This is a genomic window from Streptomyces sp. NPDC037421 (genome assembly GCF_055602105.1).
In genome coordinates this window covers 55,605-81,556 of the sequence record NZ_JBVJWV010000003.1, presented here as the reverse complement: position 1 = coordinate 81,556, position 25,952 = coordinate 55,605, and the positions used below count along the sequence as shown (strand labels likewise).

Annotated in this window: 17 protein-coding genes; 1 reads left to right on the top strand and 16 read right to left on the bottom strand. The window is 71.8% G+C overall.

The window, feature by feature from the left end:
- The coding region (locus tag ACZ7IF_RS05845) for an NB-ARC domain-containing protein (RefSeq protein WP_470963674.1) at window positions 1-1,481 on the bottom strand (1,481 nt) is incomplete at its 3' end.
- Between the two features lie 56 nt (window positions 1,482-1,537).
- Window positions 1,538-2,014, bottom strand: coding sequence for a hypothetical protein (locus ACZ7IF_RS05840; RefSeq protein WP_470963671.1), 477 nt, complete (start codon window positions 2,012-2,014; stop codon window positions 1,538-1,540).
- Between the two features lie 120 nt (window positions 2,015-2,134).
- Here ACZ7IF_RS05840 and ACZ7IF_RS05835 point away from each other — a divergent pair, with 120 nt between their 5' ends.
- Window positions 2,135-2,707: a protein kinase domain-containing protein gene (locus ACZ7IF_RS05835; RefSeq protein WP_470964612.1), complete on the top strand. Its 573-nt coding sequence runs from the start codon at window positions 2,135-2,137 to the stop codon at window positions 2,705-2,707.
- A gap of 258 nt (window positions 2,708-2,965) precedes the next feature.
- Here ACZ7IF_RS05835 and ACZ7IF_RS05830 read toward each other — a convergent pair whose 3' ends face one another.
- The 14 genes from ACZ7IF_RS05830 to ACZ7IF_RS05765 form a co-directional block, all read right to left on the bottom strand.
- On the bottom strand, window positions 2,966-4,444 hold the full coding sequence (locus tag ACZ7IF_RS05830; RefSeq protein ID WP_470963668.1) for a type 1 periplasmic-binding domain-containing protein: 1,479 nt from the start codon (window positions 4,442-4,444) through the stop codon (window positions 2,966-2,968).
- Window positions 4,445-4,448: 4 nt separating this feature from the next.
- Entirely contained in the window at window positions 4,449-6,449 is a 2,001-nt protein-coding gene (locus ACZ7IF_RS05825) for a hypothetical protein (RefSeq protein ID WP_470963665.1), read from the bottom strand.
- 737 nt (window positions 6,450-7,186) lie between these two features.
- Window positions 7,187-8,212 (bottom strand): RICIN domain-containing protein, encoded by a 1,026-nt coding sequence (locus ACZ7IF_RS05820; RefSeq protein WP_470963662.1) that lies wholly within the window; start codon window positions 8,210-8,212, stop codon window positions 7,187-7,189.
- A 124-nt stretch (window positions 8,213-8,336) separates the two neighbouring features.
- Window positions 8,337-14,075: a PA14 domain-containing protein gene (locus ACZ7IF_RS05815; RefSeq protein WP_470963660.1), complete on the bottom strand. Its 5,739-nt coding sequence runs from the start codon at window positions 14,073-14,075 to the stop codon at window positions 8,337-8,339.
- A 423-nt stretch (window positions 14,076-14,498) separates the two neighbouring features.
- Window positions 14,499-16,766 (bottom strand): serine/threonine-protein kinase, encoded by a 2,268-nt coding sequence (locus tag ACZ7IF_RS05810; protein WP_470963657.1) that lies wholly within the window; start codon window positions 16,764-16,766, stop codon window positions 14,499-14,501.
- A gap of 45 nt (window positions 16,767-16,811) precedes the next feature.
- Window positions 16,812-16,952, bottom strand: coding sequence for a hypothetical protein (locus ACZ7IF_RS05805; RefSeq protein WP_470963654.1), 141 nt, complete (start codon window positions 16,950-16,952; stop codon window positions 16,812-16,814).
- Window positions 16,953-16,973: 21 nt separating this feature from the next.
- A complete protein-coding gene (locus ACZ7IF_RS05800; RefSeq protein WP_470963651.1) occupies window positions 16,974-17,999 on the bottom strand; it encodes a MupA/Atu3671 family FMN-dependent luciferase-like monooxygenase in 1,026 nt (341 codons plus the stop codon).
- Between the two features lie 40 nt (window positions 18,000-18,039).
- On the bottom strand, window positions 18,040-19,098 hold the full coding sequence (locus tag ACZ7IF_RS05795; protein WP_470963648.1) for a peptidogalycan biosysnthesis protein: 1,059 nt from the start codon (window positions 19,096-19,098) through the stop codon (window positions 18,040-18,042).
- Window positions 19,095-20,189: a MupA/Atu3671 family FMN-dependent luciferase-like monooxygenase gene (locus ACZ7IF_RS05790; RefSeq protein WP_470963645.1), complete on the bottom strand. Its 1,095-nt coding sequence runs from the start codon at window positions 20,187-20,189 to the stop codon at window positions 19,095-19,097. Before ACZ7IF_RS05790 ends, ACZ7IF_RS05795 begins: the two co-directional genes overlap by 4 nt.
- An 86-nt stretch (window positions 20,190-20,275) precedes the next feature.
- Entirely contained in the window at window positions 20,276-21,082 is an 807-nt protein-coding gene (locus ACZ7IF_RS05785) for an ABC transporter permease (RefSeq protein WP_470963642.1), read from the bottom strand.
- Entirely contained in the window at window positions 21,079-21,846 is a 768-nt protein-coding gene (locus tag ACZ7IF_RS05780; RefSeq protein ID WP_470963639.1) for an ABC transporter permease, read from the bottom strand. Before ACZ7IF_RS05780 ends, ACZ7IF_RS05785 begins: the two co-directional genes overlap by 4 nt.
- Window positions 21,843-22,838: an ABC transporter ATP-binding protein gene (locus tag ACZ7IF_RS05775; protein WP_470963636.1), complete on the bottom strand. Its 996-nt coding sequence runs from the start codon at window positions 22,836-22,838 to the stop codon at window positions 21,843-21,845. The genes ACZ7IF_RS05780 and ACZ7IF_RS05775 overlap by 4 nt, the downstream gene beginning before the upstream one ends.
- A 1-nt stretch (window position 22,839) precedes the next feature.
- Entirely contained in the window at window positions 22,840-23,682 is an 843-nt protein-coding gene (locus tag ACZ7IF_RS05770; RefSeq protein ID WP_470963633.1) for a hypothetical protein, read from the bottom strand.
- A complete protein-coding gene (locus ACZ7IF_RS05765) occupies window positions 23,679-25,952 on the bottom strand; it encodes a lantibiotic dehydratase (protein ID WP_470963630.1) in 2,274 nt (757 codons plus the stop codon). Before ACZ7IF_RS05765 ends, ACZ7IF_RS05770 begins: the two co-directional genes overlap by 4 nt.

Genomic DNA, 25,952 nt, shown 5'->3' with positions numbered 1-25,952 from the left:
CCTGTCGCCCCCTGCCACTGAGCGAGGTTGCCCCGGGCGGTCAGAGTGTCGGGGTGGTCCGGGCCAAGGCAGCGGCCGGCGACACCAGCGAGGTGCCGGTAGTGGTTGGCGGCCGCGGCGACCTGTCCGCTGTCGCCGAGGCTGTTGCCGGTGCGGAACAGCACCGGATGGGCGTCTGGACGCCACAGTGCTTCTTCGGCGTGGCGGGTGAGCGCGTCGCTGTTGGCCCGCAGGGCCTGGGCAAGGTCAGTGTCGCGCTCGATGTCCGGCCAGGCCGACAACAGGGCGTCGGCGGCGGTGCGAGCGAGGGTGTCTTGCTGGTCGGCCGGAAGGGCGTCACGGACAGCGCGTTGGATGAGCTGGTGGACGCGCACCGCCTGGTGAGGGGTACCGGGGGTGTGGTCGATCAGGCTGAGGCGGCGCAAGGCATGCAGCGCGCCGACCGCCTGTGCTTCCCGGACCATGGTGCCGGCCCCTCCATCGGCGCCGGCCTCCGTGAGACGGGCGAGGGCGGGCCGGCTGGTCAGGACTGCTGCGGGGACGCCGTTGGGATCGAGCATCGCGGCGAGCTGGAGCATGGGGCGGGCCAGGCGCGCAGGGCGGAGCTGATCGGCGCGGTCGATGGACAACGACCATGCAGCGGCCACGCTGACGCTCTGGTCGTCCGGCAACGCGCCGGGCTCGGGGAGCAGATCAGCCAGCCGGCTCCGCTGGTCGGCGAGGAGCCGCCGGTATGCGGCGCAGTCCAGGTCGGTGTCGATGAGATAGGCGGTGGCCTGAGACAGAGCGAGGGGAAGGTGGCCGAGATCGGCTGCCAGATGCGCGAGCTGCCGCTCGTCCTCGTGGCGGCCGTGGGAGGCCAGGCACGCGCTCAGGTATGCGATGGCCTCGGCAGGGGTGAACAGGCCAACCGGCATGAGGCGTCGGCCTTCGCCAGTAAGGGCCGCGTCACGGCGACGCGTCGTGACAAGGGTCCGGCCATGCGGGCTCTCCGGCGGCCACAGACCTTGGACATCGGCAGGATCTGCGACGTCATCAAGGACGACCAGCCATCGGCACGGCGCGGTGTCGGATCTGGGCTCGAGCCAGGCCAGGAAGGACTCGGCAGCACGCTCGGGATCGGCCGGATCGGCGCCCAGTACCTGCACGGCGGCCTGACCGAAACCGGACACGGCCGCCGACCGCGTGCTGGCCGTGATCCACACGAGCAGGTCCACGGTGCCGGACTGCCTGGCGTGACGAGCGTAGTCAGCGGCCAACTGCGTCTTGCCCACCCCGCCCGCCCCCACCAGTACGGGGGACAGCGCCGCCGCTTGCCGACCACCAATGGCCTGACGTACCTGCTCCGCCACGGATCGGTGCTGGAAGGACCGGGCCCTGGGCGGGATCACGCCGACCAGATGCGGCCACGTCACCGGGGCCCGATGAGCCGCATAGTGAATCACTTGGTCGGCATGGACGACGGCCACGCTGTGGTTCACCGCCTGGGTGACAGTGCGTGCGTTGAGATCAGGGGCTGGTGCGGCGCCGGGTTCGCTCAGCCCTGGTGCGAACCCGGCACGGTAGGGGTGCCGACCTGCGCACCCCCATGGAGCACCCCGGCCGCGACCGAACCTCCGTCGGCACGGATCTCCACGTTCCCGCTGACGGCCAGTCCACCCTCACCAGCCGACACACCGGCCTGCGGCGCATGCTGTACCAGCAGGACACGCAACTGCTCGCCGGCCCGGGTTCGTTCCGGCGCGTCCAAGCTCTCCAACAGGCCTTCGATACGGGTCTGCCAGACCGCCTCATGGCGAATCATCGCCCGCTGCGCTCCGTCGGTCCCGCTTCCCTCGAGCGCGGCTGCGGTCTCGTTCAGCCGTTCCAGTTCGCTCTGCTCTCGCTGTTCGTCGCCCCGGCCGAACCAGCGGGCCACCGCCTGCCGTAGCCCGCCCCAGGCATCCGTCCCTGCAGCCTGCGCCACCGCGCTACCGCCTGCTGCCGCGAGTGCCAACAACGTCTGATCCAGCATTCCCGCCCCCTGACCACTGGCCTTCCCAGCACAGTAGCGTCACCTGCCCTGCCGTACGACGGCCTTGCCGAAGACTCCCTCGTTCACTGAGCGGGTGCTGCCGGACGGGTTCGTGTCCACATACGGGATCACGGCATTGGGCAAGGCAAGGGTGATTGCTGGCCGCTACCGCGTCCTCGAGCACTGGGCGGGGGCGCCATGGGGCAGGTGTGGCGCGCCCTCGACGAGCGGCTCGACCGCCCTGTCGCCCTCAAGACCGTGGCCCTTCCGTCCGACACGGCTACGGCGGAGCAACTACTCGCCTGGTCACAGCGCGAAGCACGCTCGATGGCCCGGGTCAAGCATCCCGGGGTGATCTCGGTCCTGGACGCCGTCGAGTGGCGCGGCGCGCCGGTCATCGTCATGGAACTGGTCGAAGGCCCCTCGCTCGACAAGGTGTTGAGCGAGCGCGGGCGGCTGGAGCGGGGCGCGGTGATCCGGATCGGGCTGGCGCTCGTGGCACCGTCCGACTGTGGAGCACCAACATCTGACGGGGGTCCCGAAAGGCCCGTCGCCCGGGAAGTAGTCGCTGAGACTTCGAACATGATCGGCCGGACAGGTCCAGGTGTGCTTGCGTTCCCCTCCGAGCCGCGCCCAAGCCGGGCGCCAGCGAGCTCAAGCGAGCATCCCTCATGGGTACGCCGAGAGCCCTGACGGCAGAAACCGGTGACCACGCCAGGACCGCAACCGTCCACGCGACAGTGGCGGCCCGCTCGGCGACGGCGCGTGCGCGTGTCCAGTCCGCGACCGGCATGCAGCCGGCCATGGCCCCAGGCGGCCTCGCGCACTTGGATCAGCACCCCTCCCGCCGGCCGGGCAGCCCTCAGCCATTCGGCCACGGCACGGGCCTGGACCGGCCGAGCGGAGGACCGCCCGCCGGCATCCCCGACCTGGCCGTCCCGCGGGACGGCGTCACTGCTCCTGCGGCGGCTTGCCCTCCGCCGCCGACACCTCGACGAACTCGACCTGGCCCTTGCCGTTGAGGCGCAGGACCGGGACGGCCTTGTTGCGCGGATTGCCGTTGTTCTGGAAGGAGATGAAGCCGCTGGCCCCGGCCACCTGCTGGGTGCCGTCCATCTGGTGGAACATCCGGGCCACCGCCTCACCGGCGACCTTCCCCTGCCACCGGGCGGCCATCTGGATGCCGTGGGCCGCGGTGAGGACCGCGTCGTGGCCCATCAGCGCCCCGCCGTCCGCGCGGGGGTCGTGCGGGAACCACTGGTCCAGCAGCCCGCCCGGCTGGAAGTTCTTCGCCGACGGCGCGGACACCGCCTGTGGCGCGGAGCGGTACATGTCGGGGTGGGAGAGGCCCGTGTAGAGCACCTCGATGCCCGTCTCGGCGGCGTGGGCGAGCTGCTCGGCGCTCAGGTTGGTCGTGTCGTCCCCGGCGAACACGGTGAACTGCTGCTCGGTGCAGCTGCGGTTGGAGAGCGCGTCGAGGAAGTGGGTGAGGTGCCTGCCGCGGCCCGCGAAGTAGACGAGCTGTGGGCGCTGCTGGCACAGCTGCCCCGGGATGTAGCGCAGTTCGTTCTGCCAGGCGCTGCTGACGGAGGAGTCGTAGGTCATCCGCTCGGAGACGAGCCTGTGCTTGTCGCCTTCCTGGAAGGCCTTGGTGAATGCGGTGCCGAGGGTCGAGGCGTAGAGGTTTCCCTCCGCCACGTCCTGGAGGACGACGGCAGTGGCGACGCCGCGCCGTTTGAGGTAGCCGGCGGCCGCGTACGCCTCGTCCTCGTTGGTGGGGGCGATCCGTACGAAGCCGTTGATGCCCTGGATGTTCGTGGCGGTCATGGTGGCGCCGACCATGGCGATGCCGTTCTCGGAGAGGCGCTGGATGGCCGCGAGGTTCTCCTTGGTACTGGGACCCAGGCCGGCCACCGCGACGAGCCGGTCCGGGGTGTCCTTGCGGGCGATCAGCTCGTCGACGGTGTGCTTCCACCGCGCTGACCTGCTGCCCGGGTTGGCGATCAGCAAGCGGATCTTGGGGGTGGCGGCGAGGTCGCCCTGGTTGTGCCGGTACTGGGCGAGGTAGGCGCCCTGCAGTTCGTGGCGGACGCCCTCGGCCGAGTTGCTGTCCTCGGCCGAGGTGGTGAACGAGGTGAAGTACGCGACGCTGACGTACGGTTCCTTGTCCGCGTTGGCGAGGACCCTGCGGTTCTCCTCCTCGATCTTCTTGCTGACGGCGTCGAGGTGCGGCGCGAAGACGTAGGAGCCGTCGGTCACTCCGACGCACTCGTCGTCCGGTCCCTGTTCGACGACTCCGTCCCCGCATCTCGCCTGGCGTTCCTGCAGCCAGCCGGCCCCCAGCCAGAACGCGGCGACCAGCAGGACGGCGGCCACGGCCGCGAGGGCGACGCGGCGGACGACGTGCAGGGGCCATTCGAGTCTGGGCACGCGCTCAGCCCTCCCAGCCCGCGGTCTGGGGATCGCGCCAGTGACGGTACCGTTCCGCCTCGTTGAACAGGGCCACGATGTCGTTCCTCCGCAGTTGGGACAGCTGGGTATAGCCGTCGGCCATCAGGTCGCCCAGCCGCATGGCGGGGTCGGCGAGCGGATCGCTCCACACCCAGCGGGTGGTCACCAGGGTGTGGATCACGGACTCGGTGTCCATGACGCGCCCGGGCCTGCGCTGGACGAGCCCGGCGAGGAGTTCCAGCGGTCCGCCGTCGGCGGGCAGGCGGTTCGGCGCGGCGGTGATCGCGTCGAGCTCGGAGATCCACTGCGCGGCCGGTACGGCGGTGAAGCGCCGTGCCAGGTGGGCGGTGACCTCCTCGGTCCGCCCGCGGGCGAGCTGGTGGTACATCTCCTGCACCGGTTTGCCCTCGTCGCGGTAGTACTCGGCGAGGAGTTCGTGCACGGCGTCCCACCTGTCCGGACGTGCCGCGAGCCGCCACAGCAGCAGACGGCGCAGCCAGGGGTGGAGTACGGGGACGACGGCGACGGGCCCGTTCAGCAGCCAGCGGGAACGGATGTCGCCGAACAGGGAGTCGTCCGGGCTGAGCAGCCGGGTGGCGACGGAGAAGTCCCGTGCAGCCGCGCATTCGGCGAGCGTGGCGCGCTGGGTCCCGTCGAAGTCGCGCAAGAGGTGCCCGAGGGCGGTGTCCGCGAGGGAGGCGGAGTCCTCGCCGGCGCGCAGCGGCCGGTCCGGCAGGGTGCGCAGCCAGCGGTCCTGCTGGGGGCCGGATTCCCGAGGGGGCCCGGCCTGGCGGAGTACGTCGAGTACCTGGTGGACGGCGCGCGGCAGTCCGCCGGTGAGGCGGTGCACGAAGGGGGTGAGCCGGGTCAGCGGGGCCAGATCGCTGTTCCCGCCGAGCTGGAGTTCTATCCGGATCCGTACCTCGTCCAGGTTGAGGTCGCGCAGGCGTAACGGGTACCACCAGGAGTCCTCGCTGTCGCGGGTCGGCCGATGGGCGTTCCAGTCGGCCAGGGAGGCCCGGTCGGGGCCCCGTAGCTGCCAGGGCCAGGACTCGCCGGTGGCCGGGCCCCAGCGGGGCAGCCAGCGGTTGGAACTGGCGACGACGGTCAGCGGGTCGCTCGCGTGACCGGCGACGACCGTCTCGTCGTGCCGGGCACGCAGCAGCAGGTCGAGGAAGCGGCGGCCGTACTCGGTGTGGGAGTTGTCGAGGAGCAGCAGGTAGGAGCGGGGCATGAAGTTGCGGGCGGTGTTGCGTCTGAGGTCCTCCAGGAAGGCCGAGAAGAGGACGAGGTCGAGCCGCTCCTGCTCGTTCTCGTCGCCCTCGTGGCGCCAGAGGTTGAGCTCCACGAGGGCCTCCATGGGGTCCGCGCTGCGGGTCATGGGGTGGCGTCCGTACCAAGTGGCCCCGGCGGTGAGCCGACTGCCCGGTCTGCCGCCGAACAGTCCGGGCATGGTGCGGCGGCCCCGTCGCAGGGCGTCCTGGAAGAGGGCGTGCGCGGCGGTGGAGGCGCCTTCGGGCATGCCGACCGCGCCCATGGCCACTTCGAAGAAGGCGGCCAGGTAGTCGCCGTGCCGGGCCTCGTTCTCCTCCTGGAACCGGTCGAGCTGCCGCCGCACCGCGCGCCGGCCGTCGGGAAGGCTGCGCATGCGCAGCTCCTGGTCGGAGGCGAGCAGGCCGAGGCTGAGCAGCGGGAAGTGGGAACGGCCGTAGCGGGGCAGTTTGCGTTCGAGCTGGCGGGCCAGGAGTCCGAGGGCGTAACGCGGCAGCAGGGACTGGGCCCCGCCGAAGTTGACGAAGGCGAAGGGGTAGTCGGGCCCGAAGTGCTCCATGAGGGCACTGTGCGCCTCGCTGGCTCCGCTGCCCGCGGGGCCGAGGAGTACGGTCAGGGGCCGCTCGGCCGCCGGGTTCTCCTTCAGGCATGCGTCGACCAGCGACAGGATGCCGCTGCGGCCCCGCAGGCCCATGCCCGTACCCGGCTCCATCACGCGTGATCCCCCCCAGGACGACGTTTCCGAGAAGTAGAGACTGCCATCCGGAGCCGGAGTCAGACAGGGGTTTCGGCCACTGGAATCGTTTCGCTCCGCGGCTCCTGCCCCGCGCGGGGCCACGGGATCCGCCGCGGGACCGTGGCCGGGTTCCGTCGCCCTGACATCACCTCGGCAGCCCCCGGGGCATCCCGGGGTGGGAAGGCCACGGCGCCGGCATCGCCGCGGACACGGGGGCGGGGTCGACATGCCGGGCCTTTCGTTCTCAGAGCGCCGGTACCAGCCGTGCGCCCATCCGGCGGACTCCGTGAATCCCCTTCGCGGGGAGCAGGCATTCCGGGATCCCTCCGAAGCCGATCCCCGCCCGGCACCCACACACGGTGAACGACGACGCTCTCTCAACCAGGGAACGAAAATCCCAGCTCACGCAGGGCAGTGCTTCCATGATCGCGACGACGTCCACCCGTGGTCTCCCCCTCATGAAGCGCTCCGCTCCGCGCCACCGGGCGAGCCTGCCTACTCCGGGCCGGACCCTGACTCCTCACGCCGATGCCGCTTCCGGAGCCGTTCGGCCTGGAGTTCGCCACCAGCGGTTTCCGACAGGCGTTGTCATTGCCTGCGGCCTTGTCGCACGTCGGGGGACGGCCTCCGTGAGACCGCCCCCCATAGCCCGCCGCACTCCGGCCGCCCAGCGGAACCCACGGGTCAGACGGCGAGATCCCGCTGGGTACTTGTCAGACCCCGGCGCAGTTGGTGAATGTTGCTCTGGTCCGTGCGCTGTAGATGCTCGCGCCGCCGTTGAGGTCGTACTTGAGGGGCACGGTGATGGTGTCGTCGGCGGTCCACGGGAAGCCCTGGGTGTCGAAGGTCCAGGTGCCGGTGGCCTTCGTCGCCAGTTCGGACAGCGTGACCCACCCGTACTGGCGTGGGGGCACGCTCACCGTCAGCTTGTTGCCCATTTCCTGCTTGAGGTCCACCGTGGTGGCGCCGTTGACCTCGGCGGTGACTTCGAGCTGGAGCTTGGCCAGGCCGATGTCGCCACCGACCGACAGGCTCCCGCCCAGTTTGAAGCCGATGGTGTTGGTCCACCCCGTGGTGGTGTGCAGCGAGAACTCCCACGGGATCGTGGTCGAGGTGTCGTTGAACCAGATCGGTGAGACGCACGTCTCGGGCAGGGTGAACGGCGGTGTCTGGCTGGTCGTGGACCACGCGCACGTCGAGGTGTCCTTGTTGCACCGGGCGGCCGCGTAGTCCACGGCGGTGTTCCACGCCGTCTGGTAGACCTCGGCGGGCAGTGTCCACTGCTGGTACGGCGTGTTGTCGCAGCGGTAGGTGTACGCCCAGTTGTCGGTGGCGGGAGGTATCTGGACGGTCAGGCAGGAGTTGTCGCTGACCTGGCGGATCCTGAACGCCTTCTGCGCCGATCCGGCGACCGGTTGGAAGTACCACTGTTCGGACGCGCGCCCATCACAGGGCTGTTGCCGCAGCTGGTAGCGGGCGGTGGTCAGGTCCATGCACTTGCCGGTGGTGGTGTTGACGATGGCGAACCCCGAGCCGAAGCTGGTGCCCGTGTTGATGCGCCACGTCGTGGCGGACCCGGGTGCCGGGTTCACGGAGATGGGCGCGTTGTCGTCGAAGCTGCCGCCCTGGACGTCCAGGAGCTTGCCGTGGCTGACGTTCGTGAAGGTCAACTGGATCAGCGCCTCGGCCGACGCGCCGCCCTCCTCGCGAGCGGCAGCGGGGGACGCCGTGATCCCCACGGCCGCACACAACACCGCCGCGACAACGGCTGCTCTCCTCCAGATGGCGCGTCCGTGTCCCGTTGCTCTTCTTGTCACCAGCGTGATCCTTTCGTAGTGCGCAGATCGAGCGAGGGCGCCCCTGTCACTTGTCCGACTTCCAGCCGTTGCACCAGCGGCAGAGCAGCTGGCCGTTGTCAGGGGTTCCGGAACCACCGTGAGCCTTGGGCTCCATGTGGTCGACGTTCCACTCGTCATGAGACGGCGTCACGCCGCGCTGTGATTTCTGCGGCTGGACGACTTCTCGGCCGCACCATTCGCAGAGGTTGTATCCGTTGTACTTGTCCGCGTTGAGGGTGACGACGTCCCTCTTGCCGGCCCGCGTGAAGTCCTGCCTCGGTCGGCACGCCGCGTTGTGCACCAGGAGCCGGCTCCGCCCGGCCTGGACGTAGTAGGTGTGGATTCCGCTGACGCTGAGGTTGTAGACGGTCGCGTCGGCGACGTCGCCGCGATCGCGGACGGAGGTGACCTTCAGCGCCGCGGCGCCGGGCGCGCCGCGGACGAGGTCGCCGGCTCGGACGTCGCCGGCGTCGGCCCAGCCACGGCCCTCGATCCAGACGGGGTGTCCGGCGGTGGCGGTGATCGTCGCCTGCTGCGGCCCTTCGAGGCCGATGTCGATCAGATGTTTGGTGCCGTGGCCGGTGATGACGTACGTGACGGGTTCCGACGCGGTCTGGCCGGTGGCGGGATCGGTGGCTTGGACGAGGTCGCCTTCGCGTACGTCACTGATCGGCTTGACGGTGCCGTCGGCCATCACGACCGGGGTGTCCGGGGTGAAGGAGTTGCACGACTTCTCGACCGCCTCGGCGGCCTTTTCGAGCGTCGAGGCCTCCCTGGCCGCGCTCCTGGCGACGGTACTGGCCAGCTTGCCGCCGGGGATCATGCCGAGCGCGTTCATGGCGGCGGCCTCCTTGTTGCCCTGTGCGAGCTGCCCGGCCACCGCCACTCCGGAGGCGACCGTCCCCACCGGCCCGGGTACGAAGGACACCACTTCGGCCGCGGTGGTCCCGACGCGGACCACGGACTTCCACGAGAACGTCCCTGCCAGGTCCAGTCCGTTGACGGGGTCCGCGTCGACGTAGTCGTAGTCGTTGGCCGACCCTCCCGGTACCGGGTCGATCTGCAGGAAGCGGCCCAGGACCGGCAGGTAGACGCGTGCGCCCATCTCGATGGCCTGCTGGCCCGCCAGGTGCTCCACCGGCCGCTGGTGCTGGCCCAGCCACCCGAAGTCCATCCCGCCGGCGGCGGTGGCGGGGACGGGGATGTCGGTGAAGGCGCCGGTGGCGGGGTCGATGTTCTGGCCGAAGGGGTCGTAGAGGTGGATGTCGCCGGTGCGGGTGGCGGTTCCGTCCGCGGTGAACAGCACGTCACCGTGGATATTGGGGTAGGCCCAGTTGGTGGTGGCGTTCTTGTCGTAGTTCTTGGTCAGCAGCACGCCGCCGGGCAGCGCCACGATCCGCTGCAGCAGGCCGCCGTCCTTGTCCAGGATGAGGTCTGCGTCGTCGTGCTTGGAGCTGTGGGAGTAACGGGTGGTGCCGTTCTTCGACCCGTCGGCGGCACCGGTGACGGTGCGGGCCGTGAGCCTGTTGGCCGGGTCGCGCGTGTAGGAGATCGTCTTCCCGTCGGCGGTGGTGGTGGCGATGTGCCGCCTGGCGGCGTCATACGCCAAGGTGTCGCCCCCGAGAGTGACCGTGTCGCCGTGGGAGTCGTACGTGAGGGCCAGCGCGAGGCCGCCGCTGGTGGAGGTCAGCCGGTCGGCGCCGTCGTAGCAGTAGCTGGTGGTGACCGGCGCGGCGCCGTTGAGGCTGTCGGTCGATGCGGTGCGGTTGGTGTTCAACCCGGCGGCTTTCGCCGTCCCGCAGCCGTCGGCCGGGTCGAACCGGTAGGTGAGCTGGTGGTGCGGCACGGTCGCCGCGACCAGCCGGCCCACCGTGTCGAAGGTGTAGGAGTAGTTCGCGACGGGCTTCCCGTCCAAGGTCACCGCGTCGTCGGTGACACGGTTGTCGCGGGAACGGGTCACCGTGTCGACGACCGTGGACGCCGAGGTCTTCCAGGTCAACGCCGTTGGCTTGCCGGAGCTGTTGCGCGCCAGTGAGTCGAGGCGGGATCCGTTGCCGTAGACGACACCGGCCAGTTCGGCGGCGGCGTCGTAGGAGGGGGTGGCGACGGTGGTCCCGTCCACCTTGACGCTGGTCAGCTGGTTCGCGTCGTTCCAGGCGTACGCCACCGTGCTGGACGTGCCCTTGACCGTGGTCGTGTCCTTGATCAGCCGTCCGACCTGGTCATAGGTGGCGGTCGAGGTGACGCCGTTGGCGTCGGTGTAGTCGACCTCCTGGCCGAGGAGGTCGATCCTGGTGGTGATCGACCCGTTCGCGTCGGTCACCTTCGAGGTCAGCGGGTCACCGCCGACGGCGTAGTCGGTGACGACGGTGCGCGCCGGCTCGCCCCCGTAGGCAGGAAAGGTCTTCTTGACCACCCGTCCGCGTGTGTCGTAGCCGGTGCAGGTCCACGGCTCGTCGTCGACACGCTCGGCTACGACACGGCCGGTCTCGTCGTACACCGTCTCGCCGGTGAGCGCCGTCCCGCCGGCCGGTTTGGCCTCGGTGGCGGTTCTGGCCATGCCGCCCTGGTTGGCGGCCGGTGCGTTCGGGTCACAGGGGTTGGTCCGGGTCTCGGTGTCGCCGTAGTAGACCGTCGTGGCGTGCTTGTCGGGGTCGGCGAGGTCGCCGTTGGGTTTCGCGGTGGCCAGCCTGCGCAGGTACTTGTCGCCCGGCCGCTCATAAGTGGTCCGTGCCGTCAGGCCCAGTCCGCCGGGGTCGGCCGTGGTGGCCACGGTGAGTCCGTACACCGGGTCGATGCCCGCCGCGGGGTCGGAGTAGCCGGTGGCGGTGCGCTTGGACGGGGCCCGTTCCCGGGTGCCGCCGGAGGTGTCGTCGGTGGTGGAGCTGGTCACCCACCCGTACCGGGGCGCGAGATTCGTCCCGGGCACCGGCGTCGGTGTGGCGGCGCCCGGCGGGGTCCAGGTGAAGGCCAGGGCCCCGGTCGTGCCGGAGCGGTTGTAGTAGTCGACGCGGACACGGTGCCGGCTGCCGGCCGTGGTGTTGGTGTACTTGCCCGCGACCGCGGTGGAGGGTTTGTCGCTCCAGCTGTCGACGGTCAGCACGTCGTCCACCCACAGCCGCACTCCGTCGACCGCGGTGAACCCGAGGCCGTAGTCCCCGGTGGCGGGGAACTCGACCTCGCCGGTGAACCGCCCCGACCAGCCACCGGAGTTCGCCACCGGCGGGCTCCCTCCCCAGGACCGTGACAGTTCCCCGTCGGAGGGGCCGACCCCGGTGGCGAACACCCGAGGAACGCCAGCCAGTTCCGGGTTGTCGTAGAAGGCGGCCGAGAGCCCCGCCAATCCCTCGTCGTAGTTGGTGTGGCTGTGCGGCATCTTCGCCGCACACGCGGCCGTCGGGATCTGTCCGGTGAAGCAGGACGCCGGTGCGGGCCCGTACTTGTCGACCGGGCGGTCGGCGTGGTCGTACACCGTGGTGGAGCGCCGGCCGGCACTGTCGACCGCGGCGGTGGCCTGGTCCTTCGCGTTCCACTCCGCGGCGATGCTCGCCCCGGTGAAGTCGGTGGTGACCAGCGTGCGCCCGGCGTCGTCGTAGGTGACGGTGCGCGAGCGGGTGGAGTCGTACACCCCGGCCAGGGCCACGGTGGCCTGCTTGCGCTCCAGGTAGTACTGGTAGAAGTGCTCGGCGCGTTTGTCGCCGGAGCGGCCGTCCGGGGCGGGTTCCAGGACCTGGACCGCGCGCAGGGACGGCGGTTCCTGGGGCTGTTCGATCACGGAGTCGTAGCCGATCACCGTGCAAGCAGCGGCAATGTCACCGGTGTTGGTGCACCCGTTCTCCGCGGACGGTGCCTGCCGGGCCACCCAGTCGTAGGCCAGGCTGCCGCGGAGGGTGGTCAGCGGTCCGATGCCGTCCAGGGCCTTCTGTTTCTCCTCCTCGTTGTCACCGGCCTGCTCGTAGCGCTCCTTGGCCGAGGCCCGGCCCAGGTAGTCGAAGTCCTGCATGGCCGCGCCGGGGTTCTCGATCCGGGCCAGGGTGCCCATCTGGTACCACAGCCGGGTCTCGCCGCCGTCCCAGTACCGGATCCGGCACAGCATCTGCGCCGGGGCCGGATCCGACCCGGGCGGGCGGGACACTCCGCCGTAGCAGCTGTCGCTGCCGTCCGTGTTGTAGAACAGCCGGTGCGACCTGCCGGAGACCGGGTCCTTGATCTGGGTCAGCCGCGGCGGTGTCCCGCTGTAGAGGTACTGCAGGGCGGCGGGTTTCTTGGCGTCGAGTACCGATTCCACCGCGGCCAGCGTGCCGTCGGCGTTGAACAGCGACAGGGTGTCGCCCTCGGTGACCGTGATCCGCCCCGCGGTGTCGAAGGCGAGCACACCGTCCTCACCCACCGGCGGCGTGTAGCCGCCCGTGGAGGCTTTGGTCCAGGTGTGCTTGCCGCCGGCGGCATCGGTGAGCACCGCCGAGCCGTCCAGCATCTCGGCGTGGCTGTAGCCGCTGGACTGCGCCGACAGCGTCCACCCGGCGGGCAGGGACTGCGAGTCCGCGGACATCAGCCATTCCGTCGGCACGATCCGCGGTTCGAGGTTGTGGCCGCGCTGGTCATCGCCACCAGTGCTGCTCTTGGCCCACAGGACCATGCGGGGACGCTGGTCGGAGTGGTGGTACAGCTCGACGCGGATCGGCACCAACTGGCCTGCCTTCAAAGCGACATCACTGTCCTGGCGCGGTCCGGGCAGCAGAAAGCCGTCACCGGGATCGGCTGGGCTGGGGTTGTCGTAGACCAGCTCGTCGCCCAGCCAGATCCGCGCGCCGTCGGTGTGCGCGCCCGCGAAGCGGAAGTCCCCGGTGACCGGCGCCTTGAACTGGCCCTCCCAGCGCACCACGAACCAGCTCTTGTCCAGGGCGGGCGGCATCGGGTCGTCCCGCCACGGCAGGTTCTCCGGGTTGCCGGTCCACGCGACGCCCCAGTCCAGGTTGACCTGCGACTCGCCGCGCACCATCACGGGCGTCGTGTCCGGGGCACCCGCGTGGCGCGAGTCGTTGAAGTACGAGGCGCGCACACCGTGCGGGGCTCCCTGGCGGGAGTTGTAGGCGAGCCTCACCCCGGCCGACCCGCCAACCGTCTGGAACGCGGGCCCGGCGGCCTCGACGTGGGCGTTGCCGTTGAACAGGTTCACCGTCACCGGACCCAGGTGGTCGGTCGGTGCCGGTCCCGGATCGCCCACCCGCTGGTTCACCGTGAAGTGCCCGACCCACTGCGGCGCCGTCGCCGTCGTCGCCCCGGACATCGCCGTGGCCGCGGTCCAGGTGTAGCGGCCGCCGTCGTGCAGCACGTGCTTGGGCACCGTCCACTGCGGCTGGTCAAGGCACCCGGAATCCACCACACTGCCCGAGCGCCCGTCGAAGCCCGTGGAAATCTTGAAGCAGTACAGGACGCCATCACCGGCCGCAGCCACCTGCAGCACCGGCGTCCCGGTGCCCACCACCGCGCCGTCGACCGGGGAGACCAGACTCGTCTGCGGCGCGGAGCCAGTGTCGTGTGCCGCTCGTCGCGCGTCGAAGCCTGCGTGCTCGCCCACCGCCAAGGGCCCGAAGTCGGCCTTCGGCTGCGTCGGCTTGGGCCGCGGTTTCTGCTTGTCCGCTGACGCCACCGACAGGATCGGCAGGTCCCGCGGGACCTGCCTCGACGCCGCCGACGCGGAAGCCTGTGCCGTTGGCAGGCCTCCCGCCTGGGCCAGCGAGACCACCAACACCGTCGCCACCGCGAACGCGATCAACCGCCACCACGACCGCGCTCTGCCGCCACCCCCGAACAAGGCCCCTCCAACGCTGTCGACGTCCGCCGGAACCCGCGACCCGGCAGGCCGCGCGTCCTGCGCTTCTCCGCACCCGGTACCTGGTCTGCTCGGTCAACGACTGGGATCATCCGCGACCGGCGGGCTCTGGGGAACAGACGTCACACACCTTGGCCGGAATCCCCAAGCCGCCGTCCATCCCGCGGAACGGCCCCTCTGCTGACAGGCCGCCACCGCCCAGCGGCCTGTCAGGGACATGTCCCTGAATGACCACCCGGGCGCCTCGAAGCGGAGCCACGGGAAACGGCCCGGCGCCCTGCCCCATTTGGCTGGAGCGGAGCGGCCGGGAGACCTCCGGCTCCGCCCCGGCCGGGGGCGCCGCCTCCGCGCTCAGCCGAGGGTGGCGAGGTTCTGGCGGACCTTCTGCGCGAGGGCGGGCGGCAGCTTGCCGTAGCCGCTCTGGACGGCTCCGTCGCCCTCGGCCACGACGGAGCCGAGGAAGGGGCGCGTACGGGCCAGGGCGGCGCCGTCGTTGCCCCGGTCACACAGGACGGCGTAGCCGATCTGCGTGATCGGATAGGCGCCCGCGGCCTTGGTGGTGAAGTCCGGCTCCAGGGCGAGATCGGCCCCGGTGCCCGTGATCCGGGCGGTGGCCACGGCCTTGGTGGCCGAGTCCGTGCCGGCGTCGACCGGCTCGGGCGCGCCCGTCGCCAGCCGGACCGTGGTCAGGCCCGCGGCCTCGCCGCCGAACCGGGTGAACGAGATGGCCCCGGCAGTCTGCTTGACCGCCTGCGGCACGAGCGCACTCGACACGCCCGGGCCCCCGTTGACGGCCGCCAGCGAGGACTGGGGAATGCTCCCCCAGCCGGTGGGGACGACCTTCGAGAGGTACTGGGTGAAGGCCAGCGTCGTGGAGGACTCGTCGGTCGGGGTGACCACCTGGATCAAGGTGTCGGGCAGCAGCCGGCCGGGGTTGACGGCCGCGATCTCCGCATGGTTCCAGCGGGTGATCCGGCCGTGGAAGATCCGGGCGAGGGTGGGCGCGTCCAGGGTGAGCGAGTCCACGCCTTGCAGGTTGACGACGACGGCCACGGGCAGCACCCCGAGCGGCAGGTGGACCGGTTCGCCGCCGGGGCAGCGGGCGGCGGCGGACTCGGCCTGCGCCGCCGTCAGGGTCCGGTCGACCACGGCGAAGTCGGCCGAGCCGTCCCTGAACTGCTGGACCCCGGCGCCGGAACCGGTGGGCGCGTAGTCCGTCCGGGCGCCGGGGCAGGCCGCCTGGTAGCCGGCCGCCCAGTGGTCCATGGCCACCTTGAAGGAGCCGGCCCCGGCGGCTCTGACGGCCCCGTCGGGCCCGCAGGCGGGGGCGCTCGCGCCGGGGCTCGCCCCTCCGGGGGCCACGGCGGAGCCACGGCCCCCCTTGTCGTCGTCCCGCAGCCCCTGCCAGGCCGCGACCCCGCCGGCCCCGAGCGCCACCACGACCCCCACGGCCACGGCGACCCTGATCCGCCGCCCGCGCCGGGGCGCCTCGACTGCCCGCCTCAACCAGGCGCGGTGCTCCTGGTCCCGCTTCCCCTCCCCGTCCCGCGCCGGCTCAGACCCGGCGGACACGGGCGGCGCGCCCGCCTCGTCGGGCACCGGCGGCGGACCGGCGGTGACCGTGGGCGGGGGCCCGAAGACGCCGTCGGGCGCCGGGGACGCGCTGACCGCCGAGGCCGGGAAGACAACCCCGTCCGGCGGGCCCGGGACGACAGCCCCGTCCGACGGAGCCGGTGCGGCGGGAGCCGCGGGGGCGGGAGCCGCGGGGGCGGGAGCCGCGGGGGCGGGGGCGCCGGCCCCACCCGCCATGGACGGCCCCGCTGCCAGGAGGGTCAGGAGGTCGGTGACCGTGGGGCGGTCCGCCGGTTCCTTGGCCAGGCAGGACTCGACGAGCGGGACCAGTTCCGAGACCAGGCCCGTCAGGTCCGGGTCCTCGTAGACCACCCGGAAGCCCACGGCATGGGCGTGGTCGCCGTCGAACGGGCCGTGGCCGGTGGCCGCGTGGACCAGGACCGAGCCGAGGGCGAACACGTCCGCGGCCGGGCCGACCTCGCCGCGCTGGAACTGCTCCGGCGCCATGAACGGCGGCGTGCCGACCACCACCCCGGTCCCGGTCAGGGCCGTCGCGTCGGAGCCGTCCACGGCCCGCGCGATGCCGAAGTCGATGACCCGGGGCCCGTCCTGCGCGAGCAGCACGTTGCCGGGCTTGAGGTCCCGGTGCACCAGCCCCACCCGGTGGATGTCCCGCAGCGCCTCCACCAGCCCGGCTGCCAGCCGCCACACCTCGGCCGCCGGCAACGGGCCCTGCCCGTGCACCCGTTCGGCCAGCGAGGGCCCGGACACCAACAGGGTGGCCAGCCACGGCGCCTCCGCCTCGGCGTCCGCGTCCACCACCGGCGCGGTGAACGCCCCGCTGACCTGCCGGGCGGCCGTGACCTCGCGGCGGAACCGCCGCCGGAACGCGGCGTCACCGGCCAGCTCGGGCCGGATGACCTTCACGGCGACCTGCCGCCCGGACAGCGACCGCGCGCGGTAGACCACGCCCATCCCGCCGGCGCCGAGCCTGCCCTCCAGCCGGTAGCCGCCGACCGTGCGCGGATCACCGTCCCGCAGCGTCACGTTCCCAACCCCCGCCATCCCCACCGTCTGACGTTCGGACCGGGATCAGGTTAGCCCCCGGCTCTCCGTGCGCCGTTCGGTCCGGGCGTCCAGCAGCGCGTCGTGCGGCCGGCGGCTGACCCCGGTCCCCCGCCAGGGCCGGCCGGCCATGAGCTCGCTCAGCGCGTACGCGCGGGTGCCGGTCACGGGTGATCGACAACGTAACGGTCAGCCGCAGGCGCGGCGCACGGCGTCGAGGTGGACGAGGCCGTCCAGGACCTCGTCCGTGTCGCCGACGAAATCGATCAGGCAGGCTATCTCGTCGACGCCGATCGCTTCCATCCGGCGGACCACGGCCAGCGCGTCGTCCACGGTCCCGAACAGGCCGCTGGTCTCGAAGTACCGGTTGAAGGACTGCTCGACGAGGAAGTCGATGTCCTCGGGGTCCAGGTCCTCGTCGGGCTCCGGGGCGGTCCCGGTGCGTGCGGACAGGTTGACCGAGCTGCGCAGATAGTCGCTGAAGGGCTTCTGCACGATGCCACGGACGGCATCGCGGTCGGTGCCGACGAAGGTGTGGAGCATCAGAACGACGTGGCCGTCGCCCTGGTGGGCGTCGGCGAAGGCGCGTCGGTACTCCGCTATACCGTGGGTGAGGTCGTCGACGTCCTGTCCGAGCAGGTGGGTGAGCAGGCCGACGCCCAGGCGGCCCGCCGCGCGAAACGTCTCGACGCTGCCGGAGGTGGTGAGCCAGACCGGCAGTTCCGGCTGCACCGGCGGGGGGAAGGTCCGGACCCGTACCGGCTCGCCCGTACCGTCGGTGAGGTCGACCTCTTCGCGCCGCCACAACCGCCGGACGGTGTCGACCGTTTCGGCGGCGACCTGTTTGCGGTCCGCGTAGTTCTCCGGGCGCAGTGCGAAGTCGGTGCTGTGCCAGCCCGACGCGAACGACACTCCCACGCGTCCGCGCGAGAGGTTGTCCACGACCGCCCATTCCTCGGCGATCCGTACGGGCGAGTGCAGCGGGGCCACGACGCTGCCTGCCCGGATGGCGACACGCTCGGTAATGGCTGCTACGGCGGCGCTGGTCAGCGCGGGGTTGGGGTATCCCCCGCCGAACGGGTGGAAGTGCCGTTCGGGGGTCCACACCGCGGTGAAGCCATGGGTATCGGCGAAGCGGGCGCCCTCCATGAGCATCCGGTAGCGGTCCTTGTCGTCCTGGGATTCGTTCGCGAAATAGAAAAGGCTCAGGTCCATCGGGTTCTCCACGGTGTAGGGCGTAGGGATGCGGCTCGGGTCACCGGATGAGGAGCGTGTGCAGCTCGTCGACGGTGCAGCCCCGGGTGGTCTTCGTGCCGATGGACTGGGGGCCTACGTGGATACGCGGGATCCGCCGCGCGATGGCGCGTGCAACCGGCTCGTAGAAGACCATGTTGAAGTAGAGCGATTCCCGGTCGGTCCTGGCGTAGTCGCAGCCCCAGCACCGGATGACCCACGCGTCGTCGTGCTCCCAGATGACGCAGGCTCCGAGTGCCCGGCCGCCGGAGCGGGCGACCAGGGCGAATCCGCTGTCGTCCATGGCGAGGCCGAGTCCGGTGAGGTAGAACTCGATCTGGTCCAGCGTGGTGGACCGCGCGTAGCGCTGTTCCACTTGGTGGACGAGCGGCGCGATCTCCTCGCAGACGTCCAGGACCGGTTCCTGGGTGACCACGATGCCGCTGTCCAGGAATCGGCGTCGTTCCTTGCGTATCCCGGCGCGGCGGCTGCCGGCCAGCGAGGCGACGTAGCCGTCGAAGCTGTCCCAGGTGACGTCCAGCCCGGCAACGGGTTCGGTGTGTACCAAGGCCGTTTCGGCCAGGCCCGCTTCGGCCAGGGCCGCGGTGGCCAGCGATCGTTGGGCGGCATCGGCCAGGGGAAGCAGCACCGCGGTGGCGCCGTCGTGTGCGGCCAGGGCCAGCGCGTGGTCGAGCAACAGGCCCGTGCAGGTCTGCCGCTGCCGCGGGGACAGCGTCGTGGAGACCGCGAGGTGGTTGGCGGTCGCGCCGGGCGCACCGAGCAGGTGGACCGGTTCCCCGTCGCGCCAGGGACCGGTCTGCGGGGTGAGGGCCGGTGGGAGTGGTGCGGTGACGCGGTAGACCGGCAGGACGGCTTCGCACCGTCCGTGGCCGTCGCGGGCCTGGAGGTACCGGACGGTGGTGCCGCGCAGGGATTCGGCGAGTTCGAGGCGTGCCAGCTCGGCGACGTAGTGCGCGGTCCCGCCGGGGACCGCCAGGCCGCCGAGGAGGTCTGCCTCGATGTCCTCGACGGCGTCGGCCTGCTCGATCCGCCAGGTGTGGTGGGGGGCCGGCGCGGTCACCGGAACGCCCGGCCGAGTTCGGCGATGCGGGGGATGGCGGCCAGGGCCAGCTCGGGTGCGACGCCGAAGTCGATCAGACAGGCGATCTCGTCGACGCCGAGTTCGGCGATCTTCTCGGCGGCGGCGGTCGCGTCGTCGACGGTGCCGAACAGGGCGTAGTGCTCGTAGTAGTGGCCGAGGGAGCGCTGGACGATCTCGTCGACGTCGGCGGCGCTGAGGGTCGCGGGGTCCAGCGAAGCCGCGCCTCGGCGCAGCGATCCGGCGATGAGGCGGAAGTTGCTCTTCAAGTAGGCGGCCAGCGGGCCGGTGACGCGTTCCCTGGCCAGTTCCCGGGTGGTGTCGAGGTAGGTGGGAACCATCACGGCGACGTGGCCCGACCAGGAGTTGCCGCTGGCGCGGCGGACCGCTGCCCGGTACTCGCGGATCTTGTCGGCGAGGTCGTCCCGGTCCTGTCCCAGGAGGTACGTCAGCAGGCCGACGTTGAGTTCTCCGGCGGCCCGGAACGTCTCGGCGGAACCCGCGCTGGTGAGCCACATCCGGGGGAAGGTCTGCACGGGGGTGGGGTGTGCGGTCACCTGGACCTGCCTGCCGCCGCCGTCCTCGGCGGTCAGCGGGTCACCGCTCCACAGCCGTCGGACTTCCTCTATGGTCTCGGTCACCCGTTGGCGCCGGTCGTCATAGGCGCCGGGCCGCAGGACGAAGTCCGTGGCGTGCCAGCCGGAGGCGAAGGACATTCCGGCGCGGCCGCCGGAGAGGTTGTCGACCACGGACCAGTCCTCCACGATCCGGATCGGATCGTGGAGGGGGGCGACGATGCTGCCGGCCCGGATCTGCACCCGTTCGGTGACGGCGGCGATGGCGGCACCCGCGAGTGCGGGGTTGGGGTAGAGGCCTCCGAAGCGGTGGAAGTGGCGTTCGGGCGTCCACACCGCGCAGAGCCCTTCCCGGTCGGCGATCTTGGCGCCTTCCAGCAGGAGGCGGTACTTGCCGGTGGCGGTACCGGCCGTGGGCTCGCTCTGCGCCGGGGGCTCGCTCTGCGCCGGGGGCTGCGCGGTGTCGTCGTCGGCGAAGTAGAACAGGCTGAATTCCATGGGGTCTCCCCCGCCGGGGCCGAGGTGGCCGGGCGGATGGTCGTCGGGGTGGAGGGGGCACGGGGGCCGAGGGCGTGGCGCTGGGGTCAGTGCACCGCGTCGAGTCCTCCGCTGCGCCGGCCCCGTCCGATCAGGAAGGCGAGCAGCAGGGCCGCGGCCGCCAGCCAGCCCACGGCCACTGCGGCCTCCAGGGCGAGCTGTCCTGCGACGTGTGCCGCCGGGGCGCCGTCGAGCAGGCCGCGCAGCGCGCGCAGGCCATGGGTGACCGGGAGCACGTCGGCCAGTGCACTGATCGGCGCGGGCCAGAAGGAGGCGGGTACGTTGACCCCGGTGAACGCCATGAGCAGCAGGTACGCGACGTTGAGCGCGCCCCATCCGGCGTTGGGGTAGCGCATCACCACGGCGCCGATGAGCGCGCCGTAGCAGTACGCGGAGAAGCAGGCCGTCAGCACGATGGGGACGATGGCTGTCGTGGCCGCTCCCGGCAGCGGGATGCCGAAGACGGGCACGATGAAGGCGGCCACGACCATGGAGCTGATGAACCCGCTGACCGGGTTGTTGAGGCTGCGGCTGAGCAACGCGACGACGGGGTCGCCGGGGGCGGCGACGAGTTGGGTGAGGGTGCCGTTCCTGCGGTCGCGGATGATGGACAGGACCGAGGAGGTCGATTCGATGGTGCCGACCGCGACGATGTTGCCGACCGCCAGGTAGCGGACGGTGTCCTGGTCGCCGACCACGGTTCCGATCGTGGCGAAGAAGACCACCTGGAAGACCAGGCGCAGTCCCCAGCCGAAGAACCAGGACTGCAGGGTGTACTGGGAGCGGTATTCGGCGAAGCCGAGGAGGGCCGCGTTCCGGGCGATGCCCAGCCGGGAGGTGAGGGCGTTGTTCATGCGGCCATCACCCGTCCGGTGGTGCGGACCCGATGGAGCACGGCGCGGGCGGACCACACTCCGGCGGCCAGGGTGCCCGCGCCCAGCAGCAGGATCGCGGTGATCTGGCCCATGGGGTTGTCCATCGGGTCCGGCCCGGCTGCGGCGCGCAGCAGGTCGGCGCTCCAGGAAAGGAAGATCACGCGGGAGAAGGGCTGGGACCACTCCGGAAGTGCGGCGATGGGGACGAAGACCCCGCCGAGCACGTAGACCGGGTAGTTGAGCGCGTTCTTGAAGGCGAGGGCGGTGCGTCCCAGGACGAAGACCGTGGCCATCACCGTGGAGGTGGCGGCTGTGGCCAGGCAGGTGGCGAGCAGCCCGGCCAGGAACCAGCCGGGGTGCGCGAAGGACAGATCGGCGTCGAAGAACAGCACTGCGAACGCCCACGATTCGGCGAAGCAGACCAGGCCGAGCGCGCCGACCGCGGCGCAGCGGCCCAGCAGGTTCGCGAAGAACGACGCGGGCGCGGAGAGCACCACGTCCAGGACGCCGCTCCAGCGGTCGGCGTCGATGATGTCTCCGGCCAGCATCAGGGACAACGTCCACATCCCGGCCAGCGCGGGTGCCAGGGCGGCCTGCTGGTCCAGGTCCACGCGTCCGCCGTGCCGGGTGATGGAAAGGAAGATGAGGACGTGGAAGGGGAGTGCGATGACGATGGAGACACGGCCGATCGCGCTGCGGAAGAGTGCCAGTTGCAGCCGGAACGCCGAGGTGAAGACCCTCATGCCGACACCTTCAGTCCGCGTTCGCCGAGCATGTCCACGTAGATGTCCTCCAGGCTGGGGCGGCCGGTCCTGATCCGGGTCACGCCGGCCTCCACCAACAGGGCGAGCACTTCGCGCGCGGCGGGCCCGTCGCTCAGCCGGATCCGGGCGGTGCCGGTGGCGGCGGGCTCGACGGAGGCGACTGCCCGGTGGGCGGCGATCTCTGCCAGGACGTGGCCGGGGGCGTCCTCGACGTCGATGTGCTCGTGACGTGACATCAGCTTGCCGAGTGCTTCGGGGGTTTCCGTGGTCAGGATGCGGCCTTCGTTGATGAGGGTCACGCGGTCGCACAGTTCTTCGGCTTCGGCCATGTCGTGCGTGGCCAGCACCAGGGACCGGCCTTCGTCCTTCAGGGCGCGCACCAGGTCGCGGAAGGCGCGGGCGGCGACCGGGTCCATGCCCATGGTGGGTTCGTCCAGCACGATGAGGCGGGCATTGCCCACCAGGCCCCGGGCCAGGTGGAGGCGCTGCTTCATGCCCCGGGAGAAGGTCTCCACCTTGACGTCGGCGCGCTCCGACAGTCCGAAGCGGTCCAGCACCTCGTCGACCTGCCGACGGGCCTCGGCGCGGTCGAGTTTCTGCAGGGCCGCCCAGTAGCGCAGGTTCTGGCGTGCCGACAGGCCCTGGTACAGGCCCCGGTCGCCGCCGAGTACGAGACCGATCTCCCGGCGCACTCCGGCGGCCGCGGTGACCACGTCGTGGCCGTAGACGCGGACGGTTCCGGAGGTGGGGAGCAGGGTGGTGGCCAGGATCTTGACGAGGGTGGTCTTGCCCGCGCCGTTCGGGCCGAGCAGGCCGTGCACCTCGCCCTGGCCGACTCGCAGGTTGACGTCGTCGAGGGCCACCCGGGTGGTGCGCGGGCCGCGCCAGCCCCGGGTTTCGTAGACGCGTCGCAGGTCGCGGATGTCCACCGCGTCGGCGTGGGGATCGGGTGTGTGGGGTGTCTGCGGCATCTCAGGCCTTTCCGGGTGCGGGGCGGTGTGCGCCGTCACGCAGCAGCCCGGACAGCGCGCGGCCCACCTCGGGGCTGCGGAGCAGGTCCTGACGGGGGACGGCGAACGTGTGCCGCTGGGCGGCGTGGCGGGCGGCGGCCCCGGGGGTGGAGGAGGTCACGGCGATCGGGTCGCAGGTCCAGGACGCGTCGGTGGTGAGGTGCGCGGCGACCAGGTAGGCCAGGAAGTGCTCGAACCGGTCGGCGGATTCGGCGGCCAGCTCCTCGCCCAGCTCCGCCCGGGTGAAGGCACGGTTCGCCAGTTCCCGGTAGAGGCCGGCCAGGCAGGCGGCGGCTTCCACGGGGTCGGCCGAAGGAGCGGCGGCGTCCTGTGCGCGGCGCGTCGCCTCCGCCAGCTCGTCAGGGGTGAGTTCGTCCGCCAGTCCCTCGACGGCCCGGGTGAACTGGGCGTGGAAGGTGCCGGTTCCCGGCAGTTCGGGGTCGAAGAGGATCACCAGGGGCGTGGTCGGCTGGGTGGTGGCGAGCCGCGCCGCCAGGCCGAGCGCCAGCGGGCTGCCCATGCAGTATCCGAGCACGGCGCGGACCGGCCCGGGGCGTGCGGCGAGCGCGTCGGCCCACTGGGCCAGGTACGCCTGGGGCTCCAGCGCGGTGCGGTCCCGCAGACCGGTGGCGGGGGGTACGGTCTCCAGCACCGTGTACGGGGTGTCCAGGTGCGCCACGAGTTCGGGGAAACCGGCGTCCGTCCTGCTCTGGCCGAAGTCCACGGCGAGCACGGTGCCCGGCGTTCCTCCCGCTTCGGGGGGCGTCGCCGCGGTGAGAGTGCGCCAGCCGGGCGTCTGCGTCATCGTGCTTCTCCTTCAACAGTCATGGTCACCGGCCGTGGCGCGGTTCCGTCCACCGCGACCAGGCGGAACTCCGCGGTGCACTGCCCGTCGTCCTCGTCGTCGAGCCACAGGTCGTCCGGGCCCGGCAGCATCTCCCCCAGGTCGAGGCAGACGTCCTCCTCGGGGAGGGCGGTGGCGAGCCTGAGTGCCCGTTGCAGGTTGCGGACCAGCAGGGGTGCGTCCAGGTCCACGTAGAACGGCTTGGGTTCTGCGGGAGTGCGGGCGAAGACGTGGCGGGGAACGCCCCGCGCCCGCAGGTCGGCCGCCAGGGCCTCGGCGGACCGGGCGCCGTGCAGCGCGGTGACCGGGATGCGCCAGCTCTCGCGGCAGATCACCATCTCGTCCAGCAGCACCCGTGGCTCGTGGGCGCCCTTGGGACGGATCTGGAACCGGTTGACCACCAGGGCGGTCAGGAACTCACCGAGCGCCTCGGTCACCGGCGCGGACCAGGACCTGTCCGGGGGCTCCACGACCAGTTCCCCGTCGGCCTCGCTGACCCGCAGGGCGGTCGCGGGCCAGGAGACCGCCCCGCCCGGAGCTCCCGCGTCGCCGCCGAACGACCAGTACGCGTAGGCGCCGGGCACGTGGACCGCGAGCGGCGGGTAGGTACGCGGGGACACTTCCGGCGAGTCGTTCGGCTGGAGGGCCAGGACCCGGCCGCCCGCCATGTCCTGCGCGACGGCGTCGCGCAGTTCGTCCCGGTCGTCGGCCTGGGTGTGGAAGACGCGGCTCTCCAGGGTGTTGAGCGCGACATGCAGCTCGCCCAGGACCCAGCGCGCCGGGCCGTCCGGTCCCCCGCTCCGGGCCAGCATCACGTCGGGGCTGTGGTACCGGGCCCCGGACCAGGCCGGGGCCCGTTGCGGGAAGAGCGCTGCGGCGAGCGGAGCGAGCTCGGCGGTGCTCAGCCGTATCTCGCGGGCCCGCCCGGCACCCGCCGGCTGGGGTCCGGTGTCCAGCAGTTCCGCCCAGCGCAGCCGGAAGTCCTCCGCCACGTCGTCGATGACGGTGCCCGGCGCTCCGGCCAGGACATCGGCCACCCCGAGGTACAGCTCGCTGAGCGTGACCTCCTGCGAGCGCCCGCGCAAGGTGCGGTAGCGGTCCCGCACCCGCTCCTCCACCGCTGCGGCCGCCTCCGCCGCCAGCCATCGCGAACTGTCCAGCAGCAGCGCCAGCGGCCCTCGCAGCGCTTGGGTCAGATCGCCGCCGATGGTCACGTCGAGGTCGCGGCGGCTGTCCTGGTACAGGTAGGAACGCCCGTACAGGGTCTGTGTCTTGTCCCGGCTGGCTGCCCGGCCGGTCGCCTCGCTCAGGTAGCCGCCCAGGTCCTCCAGCGCCTGGTGGGTCGCCAGGGCGTCCCCGGCCGCGGTGGCCACCGCGTCCCGTCGCCGGTCCAGCTCGCGCAACTGCTCGAGCGGGTCGCGGCTCGCCAGCGGGTCGGGGATCCGCTCCAGCTGCTCGCGCAGGCGGCGTTCGGGATGCTCGTCCAGCGGCACGGTGAACCCGACGGCCAGCACGCCGGCGCGGCGCAGCCGGTCGAACTCCGCCGCCACCTCGGTGTCCGGGTGGCCGTGGCCGGCGGCCGCGCGCACCGCCGGGCCCGCCACTCCGTGCGCGCCGACGGCGGTGAGCAGGGCCGCGGTGACGCCGGTGGCGGATTCAGCCGGACGCCAGGGACGGCGGATCACGGCGCCGTCGAAATGGACGGCCGGGTGCACGCGCACCGGCAGGTGCGGTGCCAGCAGCGGATCGTCGCACCACGCCTCGGCCAGGGTCTCCAGCGCCCAGGTCTCGAAGTGGGTACTGCGGTGGCGGATGCCGCCGGTGCCGGTCTGGCGCAGACCGGTCGCCCGCTCGTCGAAGCGCGCCCAGGCGACCGGTCCGAAGAACCCGATGGTGTCGTTCTTGGCGCAGTACCGCTGCGCGTAGCGGGCCAGGAGCGCGTCCCGCTTGCCGCCGCGCTTGAGGTCCTGGCCGTCCCCGCGTGCGGTGGCGTGCCGGGCGACCCAGTTGCGCACGGCGGCGGGGTTCTGCCAGGCCAGTGCCTCCAGGTACCGCTCTTCGGAGAGGAACCGGCCGGGGCCGGGGCCGTGGGCGGCGAGGTCCTCCAGCCAGGCGAAGGGCATGCCCGCCCCGCGCAGGGCCGACAGGCGCCACATGCGCCAGCCGGGGGCGAGGTCGAACAGCGGGTCCGGCGGCGTGCCGGGGCCGGTGTCCGGTGCGGTGTCCGTCAT